The organism is Aeromonas sp. A04, from assembly GCF_047780465.1.
In the GTDB taxonomy this organism is placed as follows: domain Bacteria; phylum Pseudomonadota; class Gammaproteobacteria; order Enterobacterales; family Aeromonadaceae; genus Aeromonas; species Aeromonas bestiarum.
This window is the reverse complement of record NZ_JBLNHP010000003.1, coordinates 342,804-355,039: the sequence shown is the minus strand read 5'-3', so window position 1 is coordinate 355,039 and position 12,236 is coordinate 342,804. Positions and strand designations below refer to the sequence as shown.

Sequence of the window (12,236 nt, the reverse complement as noted above, 5' to 3'; positions counted from 1 at the left end):
GATGCTGACCATAGCCGACCATGAATTTTCGTCCCGTCTCTTTACCGGCACAGGCAAGTTTGCCCGCCCGGATCTGATGGCGGCCGCCATCGAAGCAAGCGGCTCCCGGCTGGTGACCATGGCCATCAAGCGCCTCGAACCCGGCAAGCGCCACGATGACATCCTCACCCCGCTGCTCAAGCTCGGGGTCAAGCTGCTGCCCAACACTTCGGGCGCCAAGACGGCCGCCGAGGCGGTGTTTGCCGCCCATCTGGCCCGCGAGGCGCTCGGCACTCACTGGTTGAAGCTGGAGATCCACCCCGATCCCAAATACCTGCTGCCCGATCCCATAGAGACGCTCAAGGCCGCCGAACAGCTGGTGAAAGAGGGCTTCGTGGTGCTGCCCTACTGCGGGGCCGATCCCGTGCTCTGCAAGCGGCTGGAAGAGGTGGGCTGCGCCGCCGTCATGCCGCTCGGCGCCCCCATAGGTTCCAATCAGGGGCTGGTGACCCGGGATTTCCTCGCCATCATCATCGAACAGGCGCGGGTGCCCGTGGTGGTGGATGCGGGGATAGGCGCGCCGAGCCACGCCGCCGCCGCTTTTGAGCTGGGCGCCGACGCCGTGCTGGTCAACACCGCCATCGCCGTGAGCCGGGATCCGGTCGCCATGGGCCGCGCCTTCGCGCTCGCCTGCGAGGCAGGTCGCAGTGCCTATGAGGCGGGCCTCGGCGCGCGCGGTCTGCAAGCCAGCGCCTCCAGCCCGCTTACCGATTTTCTGGAGGCCTTATGAGCCTGAGCACAGGGCAAGACTCGGTGGTGATGGCCTCTCTCGTCCCGATTCCCGAGATGGATGGGATCCGCCCCCCTCTCCCTGTGGGAGAGGGGGTGAGGGCCGCGGCTGAGACAAAGGAAGCAAGCTTTGTCGAGCGCTGGCGCGAGCTGGAGTGGGACGATATCGGCATGCAGATCCGCGCCAAGACGACCCGGGATGTGGAGCGGGCGCTGGCCAATCCGCACCGCAGTTTGCAGGATTTTATGGCGCTGATCTCGCCAGCCGCCGAGGCGTTTTTGCCGCAGATGGCGGCTGAGGCCGAGCGCCTCACCCGCCAGCGTTTCGGCAATACGGTGGGCTTCTACGTGCCCCTCTATCTGTCGAACCTCTGCGCCAACGACTGCTCCTACTGCGGTTTTTCCATGAGCAATCGCTTGAAGCGCAAGACGCTGGATGCAGAGGAAATTGAGCGCGAATGTCTGGCCATCAAGGCGCGTGGCTTCGACAGCGTGCTGCTGGTGACCGGCGAGCACGAGAGCAAGGTGGGCATGGCCTATTTTCGTGAGCATCTGCCGCAGATCCGCCGCCATTTCAGCGCCTTGGCGATGGAGGTGCAGCCACTGTCGCAAGCGGATTACGCCGAGCTCAAAACCTTGGGGCTGGATGCCGTCATGGTCTATCAGGAGACCTATCACGCCCCCAGTTACGCCCGCCATCACCTGCGCGGCAACAAGCAGGATATCGAGTGGCGGCTCGCCACCCCGGAGCGGCTGGGCCGGGCCGGCATCGACAAGATAGGGCTGGGGGCGCTGATCGGCCTCTCATCTGATTGGCGCGCCGACAGCTATTTCGTGGCCGAGCACCTGAGCTGGCTTGAGCGCCACCACTGGCAGAGCCGCTATTCGCTCTCCTTCCCGCGCCTGCGCCCCTGCACCGGCGGCCTGCAGCCCGAGGTGGTGATGTCGGACAGGCAGCTGGTGCAACTGATCTGCGCCTGGCGCCTCTTCTCGCCAACCCTGGAGTTGTCCCTCTCCACCCGGGAATCCCCTGCGTTTCGCAACGGCGCCCTGCGCCTTGGCATCACCCAGATGTCGGCGGAATCACGCACCCAGCCGGGTGGCTACGCCGACGGAGACAAGGAGGAGCTGGAGCAGTTCGCCATCCACGACGATCGCCCGCTGGGTGAGGTCGCCGATGCCGTCAGGCAGGCGGGGTTGCAGCCGGTGTTTAAGGACTGGGAGCCGTTTTTGGGCCGATAGGGGCGGCCATGTCCCCCTTTTGCCGGTGGCATCCGGGCGTCCAGCCCGACGCTGTGCCTGTGGCAAGCAGGCACGGCTGCGCCGTGCAATCGTAGGGTCGATTAGCCGTCAGGCGTAATCGTCCGTTTTGCAGTTTTTGGGTGGGAATACGGCACGGCCTTGCCGCACAGGATGCGAGGCCGCTGGCCTCGACGAGGTTTCGCCCGCCCTTCGGGCCGGGGCGAGTGACTTTGGAAAGACCCAAAGTCACCAAAGGTCTTCTCCCCCGCCAATCTGACCGCTGCGCGGTTTCCCTCGGGTCAGGTGCAAGGTCGGACGGACCGCCGCAGACGGCACATCCCTGTGCCGGCTGCGTCTGCGCCATCATCCCTGATGGCGCTCCTGACCTTGCCTCTTCCCCTCGGCGGATTGGAGGGGGGACCAATACCGTGCCCGCCATAACATCAGGGCAATCGTAGGGTGCAATAAGCGAAGCGCATTGCACCGCCAACAAACTTGCCATGGTAAGCGGTGCAATTCACGTTGTTCATTGCACCCTACGGATTCCTGTTATTTGAGCCACATTTATCTCCATGGCTGATGATAGGGGGACGTGATGGCAGATTACAGGCGGGCATGGCAACCGGGGGGTACCTGGTTTTTTACGGTCGTGCTGGCTGAACGTCAGAACAACCATCTACTGGTCGAACGGATTGATCTGCTCAGGCAGGTTGTCAGAGAGGTTCAAGAGCGACACCCATTTCGGATCCATGGCTGGGTGGTCTTGCCCGAGCATTTACACGCCCTGTTGGAATTGCCGCAAGGGGATACAAGTTTTCCCCTGCGCTGGCGCCGAATCAAGAGCAAGTTTTCGCGAGCAATCCCCAATTCAGAGGCTCGCTCAGAATCTTGTTGGCGTCGTGGTGAACGAGGTATTTGGCAGCGTCGCTATTGGGAACATTTGATCCGGGATCAGGAAGATTTCAACAATCACCTCGACTACATACATATCAACCCCGTCAAACATGGGTTGGTAACAGCCCCGAAAGATTGGCCATATTCCACTTTCCATCGTTGGGTTCAACAGGGCAGGTATCCCTTGTCATGGGGAGATACCGCCATACCAGAATATAAAATCCCACACGACAATAAATAAACAGCGTTAACGTAGGGTGCAATAAGCGGAGCGCATTGCACCATTTTTGGCATCTTGTGGTTGAGTGTATTGAGGTGCAATTCACTTCGTTCATTGCACCCTACGGCACTTCTTGGGCCGATAGGGGCGGCTATGCCTCTTTGCCGCGCAGGACGCGAGGCCGCTGGCCTCGAAGGGGTTTCGCCCGCCCTTCGGGCTTGGGCGAGTAACTTTTCTTTGCGTGGCCAAAGAAAAGTCACCAAAAGAAAGGCCACCCCCGCTTATTCGCCCGACTTCGTCGGGTTTCTTCGGCTCACCCGCTTGTCCGACGGCACGCGCCGACAGGCCATCCATGGCCCGACGCCGCTCGCTCGACATCCTGTCTCGCGGCCTGGACAAGCGGTCTCGCCTCAGCGAATAAGAGGGGGGGGGCAGGACCGTGCCCGCCTTTGAGAAAAGTTACCCTGCCATATTGCCTTTATTTGCTACAAGATTATTAGGTTTTTGTGGCTGATACAGCCATCATGTAGCGTCAGGAAGAATATGGAGCTTACTATTGAAGTTCCGAACAACTTTTAGCTCGTAATCTATAAAAGAATCTTTGAACTGATTGTCAGCATGGGAACCATACCTTACGGTTGTTTTGATCACGTTCCCACTTTTATCTTTTCTTTCTGTCCTTGATAAAAAGAGAGTTGTATATCTGCGTGGCGAAACACCTTCAAATTGTTCAAATGTGACTTTGTCTGGTGATTTGCTATTAGAATCACAAATCGCATCATCATGTAGGTCTAAAGCCAAACTCTTCTCATAAGGCTCTATATAAATGGCTTTTTTTATCCCCGCCGCAACAATATGTCTGGCGCAGTTATGACATGGATATGTAGTAGTGTATATTATTTTATTCTTGCTGCTTGGACCATCTAGCCGAGCGAGAGAAGTGATTGCATCCATCTCTGCGTGAATTGCCCTAGAGTATTCTATTAGTGCGTTGATAGGGCTGCTCTCATGGATTTTATCAACTAAATCCTCTATCGCATCATTGTTAATATATTTATTGAAGATGACTTTATCTTCTGTGGTGACAGTTTCTAGGCATTTACGTGTAAAAAAATCCCTCGTGATTTTTACAATTGTTTTTCGCATTTTTTCTTTATGGAAATCGTTGTAGCATTTTGCTCCTTTGTGTATACAACGATAGTCTTTGTCTCCATCTTCGGTACTATATAATCCCCCTCCAAACTTAGGGACATCATTACGACCAGTAACGATCAGGTTACCATGCTCGTCAAAAATAGCTGCACCGACTTGTCGTGAAAGACATGCTGATTGCATAGACGCGCTATAAGCTGAATACATTCCTTTTTCATCCATGGTGGGAGTAATTCCATTCACCCCATGGATGAGGTCAATATAGCGACCAATCTTCTGGTCTAGTTCTGCTGCATGGCTATGATTGTTTTTAATAAAGAAGTCGGCGTCTCTTATGGTCTTTTCTGTTTGCTGCCCATTTCCATTGGTGTCACCAAATCGTCTGTCGCGATGAAATAGCTCATCAATGTGACTAGGCGATATTCCCTCATCTCTGAGATTACGTTTTCTTTCTGAATCAGTACGGATAATACCAAAAAGATAGAAATTATGCTGATAAATCAATCTGAAAAGTTCGAGTTCACTTGGATGTTTTAGTTGGTCTATTATATAAGCAACTCTATTCGGGGTTTCACTTTGCTCATCATGTTCGCGATAAAATGATATTTTGGCTATAGCCGCTTCTGACAAAATATGGTTGTTATATGTTTCTCTTAATTTGTTGCCAAGATCTTGAAGGCCTTTGTATCTATTATAGGAGTCCGATTCGATCTGAGAGGCATAGTCAGAGTAAACGTCAGGGAAAAACTCTTTCATTAATGAGCTAATATGTATATGTCGGACAGTATAGCTATGTGTTGATAATCTAGATTCAATGCTAGTTCTAAGGGCGTGTATGCCTGAGCCTAATGTTCCACAAAGGCCAATGATGAGGTCATTTGAGGTTCTTGAAGATATATCTTCAATTGAATTACTGGAGGTGGGGTTGGAATGACGAACTACATCATTTGTTCTCTGTGCTCTCGGTAAGCTCATGATGGAATCCTAGACTGAGTAGAATAACATCAATATATCGAGAGCACATACACATTACCAGCTTAAATTCCGTGCCTTCTTCAAAACTCTCTCGAGGATAGCAATATCTATACCTGAGCTACTGTCTTTTGAATTTTGAAAATGCAATATTCTTCCTGATGGTTTAGATGCATCATAGTAAATCTTAGTAAGAGAGGTTTCATTTTTCTGTTTCTCTTTATAAACCTCAAGCTCAACTACTTTCATGATCTGGCTCCTGATTGGACGCATTATTCTACTAGTTATTTTTTGAGCGTCAACATGTAGCATCCTTTCTAGCTCGTTCCCCAAATGTAGTTGTCTAGCGCCGGTATGTCTATGATCTTTATCCCATTTTTACCATTTATGGAAGAGAGGTGAAAAAATAGAAAAGTTATTTAATATCATATGGTTAGTGTTGTTTTGATTAATCGTGCCTTTGTGTATCAGGGGGCGGACAGTGAGACATTCACTGCTTTGCTTGGGTGTAGTGGGCTGATGGTTGGCCATGAAGGAAGATGCTATTTTTGGCCCGGCATTCAAAGGAACCCCCTGCTGCGATGGCGACGGCTTCGCTGGCGGTGTTGCCAACTCCCATCACGATCTCCAGCCGAAATAGACCCAACTGCGTAAAGCCGAAGTCACGCAGCAGGGCGACCGCCTGTCGGGCGATGCCTTGGCCTTGTCTGGATTGGCGCACCCAATAGCCGATATTGCCGTAGCGATGATGGGAAGCCAGTTGGTTGATACCGGCGCCACCCAGTAGCTGGCCGGTGGCGGCGCAGAAGAGGCCCATATCATAGGCTCGCCCCGCCTCACGATCCTGATCGCAGGTGGCAAACCATTCCAGCGCTCTGTCCCGAGTGAATGAATGGGAGCACCAGCTCATCCAGGTGCCAACCGTGTCGATGGATTCGTGCGCCGCGCGGACAAACTCATCGGCATCGCCCGGTTCAAAGGGGCGAATCACTATATTGGCATTGGCCAGGGGTGTGGTGATTTGCATCGGACTTCCTGCTTGATGGTGTTTATCGGGCCGCAGCTTCCAGCGCGGCTATGTCGCCGCCGCCAATCAACTGCAAATTCCGGCTGATCTGCTCCACCGGCCAGTTCCACCAGGCGAGGGTGTTGAGGCGGGCTATGGTGTCGTCGTCGAAGCGGTAGCGGATCACCCTGGCTGGGTTGCCGCCGACGATGGCGTAGGCGGGCACATCTGTGGTGACCACGGAGCGGGCGGCGATAATGGCGCCGTTGCCGACCTTGACGCCCAGCATGATCAGCGCTTCATAGCCAATCCAGACGTCGTTGCCGATGACCGTATCCCCCTTGTAAGGAAGCGTGCCCGGTGCGGGGGCTGCGCTCTCCCAGCCGTTGCCGAAGATAAAGAAGGGGTAGGTGGAGAAGCCGGAGGTCTGGTGGTTGGCACCGTTCATGATGAACTTGACCCCGCGGGCGATGGCGCAGAACTTGCCGATGATCAGCTTGTCGCCGATGAAGGGGAAGTGATAGAGGACGTTGCGCTCAAAGCCTGCCGAGTCTTCCGGGTCGTCGTAATAGCTGTAATCGCCCACCTCGATATTGGGCCCCTTGATGGTGTTCTTGATAAAGCACACCTGGGGAAAGCCCTTCATGGGGTGGGGGTTGGCGGGATCGGGTCCGTGCAAGGTGCTCTCCTTTCGAATCTGTCAGCACAATACCGTAAAGGAAGTTGATGGCGGTCTACCACCTTTTTGTGGTGCAGCACCGGCCGGGTGCGGGTTGGCCAGGCTCTGTCGTCCCGTGTCATCTGGCGTATCGACCCGGGGCGGGTTTGTCTCTAGCATGGAGCCGATGCGGGGCAAGGGCTCCGCCACGGGCTTTTGGTGAAGTCCGTCCTACGGACTTTTGGCGGAGAGAACAAGATGAAGATGCGTCACCTGCTCATGCTGAGCGCCCTGCTGCTGGGCGGCTGTGCGGTCAATCCCTACGACGGCACTCAGGCCCCGGTCAGTGAACCGGACCAGCCAGTGAGCCAGCCGGACAAACCTGTTACCAAGCCGGATGCCGGGGCGCCCCTGCCCAAGCCGGTGGCCCCGACCGGGCTGGCGCTGGCCATGGCGGATGCCTTCGTGCAGGCCCCCGAGGTGCGGGAGCTGGTGAAGAGCGGCAATCCCGTGCTGCTGCTCACCCCGCCCCGAGACGGCACCAATGACGAGCTCGATACCCGCACCATGGCGGCGGCCATGAGCAAGCGGATCCAGTCCAAAAGCGGTTTTCGCTTCGTCGATCCCGGTCAGGTCGCCGCCATCACGGGGCAGCTCGAGTATCAGCAGGGGGGCATGAACCCGGCATCCCTGGTGCGGCTCGGCCGCCAGACAGGGGCGGGTTACATGCTCTATGGGGATCTGGTGTCCGAGGGGAGTCGCTATCGGCTCACCATGAGCCTGATGGAGCTGCGCAGTGGCGAGCTGCTCTGGAACGGCAGCCGCTCCGCCAGCCACTGACGATGCCGAAGGGCTGGCAAGTTTGTCAGCCCTTCACTCTTTGGCCGGTGCAAGCTGGTTAAGGTAATCGAGCAGCGAGAAGGGATGTGCAAAGCCAGTCATCGCGGCCAGCCTGTCCAGCTCTATCTGTCCTACTTGCTGGAGTTGTGCCTGCTGGGCAGGCGCGAGTGTCGTGGCGCTTGTCTTGATCAAGGTATCTAGCAAGGTGCGGTCTCCCGCGACAGCCTGATGGAACGCCTTGAGAGCCAAGTCATCCACCGCTGCGGCGGTGCAGCGTTCCATGCTCTTCTCATGCAGATAGATAAGCACGGTCGCCTGTTGTTCCCTCTCCAACGACCAGAAACGATCCTCTTTGGGTGGCAACGCGGGCTTGTGCCGGGCCTTGCTCGCCTCACATCGTTCAAACGCCGGATCCAGATCGTGCAGCGACAGGGCCATGACACCTTGGCCTGTTGTCAGCAACAGGCACAGTGCACCCACGGTCCAGTTGATGAGCTTGGGTTTTGACTTGCCCTCAGTGGTGAGCGGGGACAGTGACTTCATGCCTGCTTCTTCAGAAAATAGGTGATATGCCCCGGCGGCATATCCGGCAGTTCGCCAAAGACGGTGTAGCCCTGTTTCTGGTAGAAGGGCAGCGCCTGGAAGCTGGTGGTTTCCAGATGAAAGTGGGTGATGCCCTGGTCGCGGGCATATTGCTCCATGGCGCCGAGCAGGCGGGCGCCCCAGCCATCCTTGCGGATGCGCTCGTCGATCCAGAGCCAGTCCACGTGCAGCCAGCCCCACTTGATATCGGCGAGGATGCCGCCCAGCACCTTGCCCTGTTCATCCTTGATAAAGCTGGCGATCCGCTCGCGCAGGTGTGTGCCCGCCTTGTCCGTGTTGTAGCCAGACAGGCCGATCCGCAGGGCATCGAGCTCCTCATCCTGCGGCGGTAGGGGTGGGGTCAGTCGCATATTGGCTCCAGGTCCATGAAAATAGCCTCAATAAATAATGGCTTGGACTCAATCTAGTCAAGCACTCTGACCACGGAACCGGACATCCGCTATTGCCCTGTGACCCGTTTCGATGAGCAGATAAAGGCGTTGCTACCGGGGGTTCGTCAAATCTCGGGGAAATAGCAGGCGGCGATATCCACGGGCTGATCGGGGCAACCGGGGAGGTAGAATTGCCAGCCGGCGTCGGAGAAGGCACGCAGCTCATTTTCGACGAATTTCAGGGCCAGGCTCAGGGCCTGCAGGGCATCGACGCCATAGATGAAGGTCTTGTCGCTCAGCCCCTCCAGCTTCACCTTGCAGCGCCAGTCGCCACTGGCGGATTTGGGGTCCGGCTCCGGCGCCTTGATCGCCATTTTCAGGGTTACTTGCTCGCCTTCGATGCTCACGGCCTCGAACTTGGCGGTCACTATGCTCTTCTTCATCTGGATATCCTTTCTCCGCTTGCCCACAATCCTGTTTCGCCAAGGCGATGAGCATGAAATGGTGAGTCTGGACAGACAGCAAAGACAGACTCAGGAAGGCCAGCCTAATGGAAGCGAGGGCGGGAAACAATCTGCGCACGCACGGCCTGTGAGATGGCTTGAATATCCGCGTGCCGCAGCCGACGAGTCTGGCTTGTTGCCTGTTTTTCATTCGACCCAAGCTGACTGCGCATCTTATTTTCTTGAATGTATTGATTAATATCTATTAATGACAGGATCCGTTATTGGCCCAGAGCCAGCCTCGGGACGATAATCGGGATCAGGTGGCAAGTCTGGCGCTCGCCTCTCGGCAATCGGATTAAGGAAATGGTATGGCTCTCTCGGTCAAACAACTATACGAAGTGATGGCCCAGCTGCCTGATCCTGTCTTCATCCTGAGCGAGGATGGTTACTACATCGAATACATAGGCGGCATGGAGCAGCAATCCTATCAGGATGGCAATCCGCTGGCGGGCAAGCGGCTGGCCGATGTGCTGCCCGCCGACATGGCGCAGTGGGTGATGGAGCAAGTTGCCCTGGCCCTGAGCTCGGGCCAGGTGCAGGTGGTGGAGTACGGCCTGGCGGCGGTGGAGGTGGTGGGGATCGATTCCTCGGTGGGGCCACAGGGGGAGCAGAGGTTCGAGGGCAAGATAGCCCCGCTGCCATCTCGCTACGATGGCAAGCGGGCGGTGGCCTGGGTGACCCGCAGCATCACCCGCCAGTACGAGCTGCAGCAGCGGCTCAAGCTGCAGAGCGAGACCGACCAGCTCACCGGCCTCTACAACCGCCGCTTCTTCTTTGAACACTGCCAGCAGCAAAGGGTGAACCCCGAGTGCAGTGGCCTCATCATGCTGGATATAGATCACTTCAAGCAGATCAACGATCGCTTCGGCCATCAGCAGGGTGACAGGGCGTTGCAGCGTTTCTGCGAGTGCGTGGCGGCCCAGTTGCGGAGCGAAGACCTGTTTGTGCGCAGTGGTGGCGAAGAATTCCTGATCCTGTTGCCAAGGCTGGGTGAGTCAGAGCTATGCATGATAGCGGAGCGGATCCGTGCCGCCGTGGAGGCGCTGGCGCCTGATCCTGTGGCCTTCACCGTCAGTCTGGGCACGACTCTGGTGACGCCGGGGGAAGAGATCAACCTGGCATTGGCGCGTGCCGATGAGTGGTTGTATCGGGCCAAGCGGGCGGGGCGCAACCGGGTTGCTCATTGCCCGGCAACCTGATGACGGGGACTGTACTCGTTGCATGAAACAAGTTGATTTATATCGGTAAAATCCATCAATGACACCGATGTCAATTGGGTCGAAATATGACTCGCTTATTCCACTGATATTCCCGGTTTGATGGTGCTAATATTATCGGCCTGATTGCTGATTTTATTCATGTTGTTGGACAACGCGCAGAGGTTTTGTCTTATGTTATCAGCCGGGAATGAACTGGTCATATTGAGACCAAAATGATACATCTCATTGTCTTTTGAAACAATTCTATTCAAACAGTCATGAATTATTAACCTTGACCTTTATGGCGATTTCAACGATGGTAGCGTGACATTCCCGTTTCATATTGGCTGTCTTATTGACCGCTGGCGGGTTTGCTTTTTCTACAATCTGGTGATGTGCACAGACATATCGCCCGCCTATTACACGGGCTAATAAAATAACAAAGATGACAGACAAATAAGGTGTATATCGCAATGAGTATTGCTATTGCTGAAAAGAAGAACCCAGCTTCAAAGTTGAAATGGGAGAAAAGTGATTCGGTATGGACCATGGGCTTGTATGCCACTGCAGTCGGTGCCGGTACACTCTTTCTCCCTATTACCGTAGGCAGTAATTCGCCGGTTATTTTGCTGTTTATATTATTGATGGCATTCCCGCTCTCTTATTATTCCCACCGAGCGCTGAGTCGCCTGGTATTGTCCAGCTCCCATCGGGAAGGGGATATTACCCATGTGGTGGAGGAGCACTTCGGTGCCAAGGCGGGCAAGCTGCTGATGCTGGTCTATCTGATGGCCTTCTACCCCATCATTCTGGTCTACAGCATCTCCATCACCAATGCCATCGAGAGCTTCATGGTGCATCAGCTGGGGGGCGCAGTGCTGAGCCGTGGCTGGCTGGTGCTGGCTGTGATGCTGGGTCTGCACCTGATCCTGCTGACCGGCAAACAGGTGGTGGTGTCGGCCATCAGCGTGCTGGCGCTGCCCATGGTCGCCTTCCTGCTCGGCATCTCCATTTATCTGCTGCCCCAGTGGAGCCTCTCCTATTTCACCGAGAGTCAACCGGTGGAGTGGCGCGATCCCGCCTTCTGGAAATCCCTCTGGCTGATAGTGCCCGTGATGGTTTTCTCGTTCAGCCATGCCCCCATCATCTCCTCCTTTACCGCCGCCCAGAAGAAGCGCTGCCATGTGAGCGCCGACGTGCGCAGCAAGCGCATCATCAAGTGCAGCAGCCTGCTGATCTGCGGCAGCGTGCTGTTTTTTGTCATCAGCTGCGTGATGAGCCTGAGTCAGGCGGAAATGGCGCTGGCCCGCACCGACAATATTTCCGTGCTGTCGGCGCTGGCGAACAAGTTTTCCAATCCGCTGATCGCCTATGTGGGTCCGCTCATCGCCATTCTGGCCATGTCCAAATCCTTCCTCGGCACCTCCATGGGGGTGAGCGAGGGAACTGTGAGCATGGTGAGCGGTGCCTGTCAGGGGTTGGGGCTCTCCCTCAGGGAGACCACCATAGCCCGGGTCTCGTCCGTCATCCTGTTTGTCGTGACCGGGATCATCACCTATCTGAACCCCAATGTGCTGGACATCATAGAGAAGGTGAGCGGACCGCTGATCGCTGTGATCCTGTTCCTGCTGCCGGCCTGCTCCATCTATCGCCTGCCGGCGCTCGCGCGCTATCGCGGCCCCAGCACACTGTTCGTGATGGTGGTGGGGCTGCTCGCCATCTCGGCCCTCATCTACGATCTGCTCTGACGAGCGAGAGACGGCGCAAAACAACAGGGGCGACCACTTGGTCGCCCCTTTTTCATG

General features: G+C 55.9%; 13 protein-coding genes. 6 read left to right on the top strand and 7 right to left on the bottom strand.

All coding sequences use genetic code 11. The features are described 5' to 3' along the window. The first annotated feature begins 1 nt into the window (after nucleotide 1). The 3 genes from ACM3N8_RS12940 (at nucleotide 2) to ACM3N8_RS12930 (ending at nucleotide 3,145) form a co-directional block, all read left to right on the top strand. Entirely contained in the window at nucleotides 2-769 is a 768-nt protein-coding gene (locus ACM3N8_RS12940) for a thiazole synthase (RefSeq protein ID WP_290018891.1), read from the top strand. Nucleotides 770-798: 29 nt separating this feature from the next. Next, nucleotides 799-2,010 carry a 2-iminoacetate synthase ThiH gene (gene thiH, locus ACM3N8_RS12935; RefSeq protein ID WP_416016223.1) on the top strand — a complete coding sequence of 404 codons (1,212 nt, stop codon included), beginning with the start codon at nucleotides 799-801 and terminating at the stop codon, nucleotides 2,008-2,010. A gap of 595 nt (nucleotides 2,011-2,605) precedes the next feature. Further along, nucleotides 2,606-3,145 carry an REP-associated tyrosine transposase gene (locus tag ACM3N8_RS12930; protein WP_290018888.1) on the top strand — a complete coding sequence of 180 codons (540 nt, stop codon included), beginning with the start codon at nucleotides 2,606-2,608 and terminating at the stop codon, nucleotides 3,143-3,145. Nucleotides 3,146-3,646: 501 nt separating this feature from the next. Here ACM3N8_RS12930 and ACM3N8_RS12925 read toward each other — a convergent pair. The 4 genes from ACM3N8_RS12925 to ACM3N8_RS12910 form a co-directional block, all read right to left on the bottom strand. Continuing rightward, nucleotides 3,647-5,251 (bottom strand): anti-phage dCTP deaminase, encoded by a 1,605-nt coding sequence (locus ACM3N8_RS12925; RefSeq protein WP_290018886.1) that lies wholly within the window; start codon nucleotides 5,249-5,251, stop codon nucleotides 3,647-3,649. A 54-nt stretch (nucleotides 5,252-5,305) separates the two neighbouring features. After that, nucleotides 5,306-5,497 (bottom strand): hypothetical protein, encoded by a 192-nt coding sequence (locus ACM3N8_RS12920; protein ID WP_146047116.1) that lies wholly within the window; start codon nucleotides 5,495-5,497, stop codon nucleotides 5,306-5,308. Nucleotides 5,498-5,738: 241 nt separating this feature from the next. Continuing rightward, a complete protein-coding gene (locus ACM3N8_RS12915) occupies nucleotides 5,739-6,275 on the bottom strand; it encodes a GNAT family N-acetyltransferase (protein WP_290018882.1) in 537 nt (178 codons plus the stop codon). Nucleotides 6,276-6,297: 22 nt separating this feature from the next. Next, nucleotides 6,298-6,933 carry a Vat family streptogramin A O-acetyltransferase gene (locus tag ACM3N8_RS12910; RefSeq protein WP_290018881.1) on the bottom strand — a complete coding sequence of 212 codons (636 nt, stop codon included), beginning with the start codon at nucleotides 6,931-6,933 and terminating at the stop codon, nucleotides 6,298-6,300. Nucleotides 6,934-7,170: 237 nt separating this feature from the next. Here ACM3N8_RS12910 and ACM3N8_RS12905 point away from each other — a divergent pair, with 237 nt between their 5' ends. Beyond that, entirely contained in the window at nucleotides 7,171-7,752 is a 582-nt protein-coding gene (locus tag ACM3N8_RS12905) for a penicillin-binding protein activator LpoB (protein ID WP_274453287.1), read from the top strand. A gap of 33 nt (nucleotides 7,753-7,785) precedes the next feature. Here the strand turns inward: ACM3N8_RS12905 and ACM3N8_RS12900 are convergent, their stop codons facing one another. The 3 genes from ACM3N8_RS12900 to ACM3N8_RS12890 form a co-directional block, all read right to left on the bottom strand. After that, nucleotides 7,786-8,295: a hypothetical protein gene (locus ACM3N8_RS12900; protein ID WP_290018876.1), complete on the bottom strand. Its 510-nt coding sequence runs from the start codon at nucleotides 8,293-8,295 to the stop codon at nucleotides 7,786-7,788. Then, a complete protein-coding gene (locus ACM3N8_RS12895; RefSeq protein ID WP_290018875.1) occupies nucleotides 8,292-8,705 on the bottom strand; it encodes a GNAT family N-acetyltransferase in 414 nt (137 codons plus the stop codon). Before ACM3N8_RS12895 ends, ACM3N8_RS12900 begins: the two co-directional genes overlap by 4 nt. Nucleotides 8,706-8,851: 146 nt before the next feature. Then, nucleotides 8,852-9,169, bottom strand: coding sequence for a DUF6968 family protein (locus ACM3N8_RS12890; protein WP_103471742.1), 318 nt, complete (start codon nucleotides 9,167-9,169; stop codon nucleotides 8,852-8,854). A 371-nt stretch (nucleotides 9,170-9,540) separates the two neighbouring features. Between ACM3N8_RS12890 and ACM3N8_RS12885 the strand changes: the two genes are divergently transcribed. Then, a complete protein-coding gene (locus tag ACM3N8_RS12885) occupies nucleotides 9,541-10,431 on the top strand; it encodes a sensor domain-containing diguanylate cyclase (protein ID WP_241326012.1) in 891 nt (296 codons plus the stop codon). 695 nt (nucleotides 10,432-11,126) lie between these two features. Beyond that, entirely contained in the window at nucleotides 11,127-12,179 is a 1,053-nt protein-coding gene (locus tag ACM3N8_RS12880) for an amino acid permease (RefSeq protein WP_240485580.1), read from the top strand. Nucleotides 12,180-12,236: the final 57 nt, after the last annotated feature.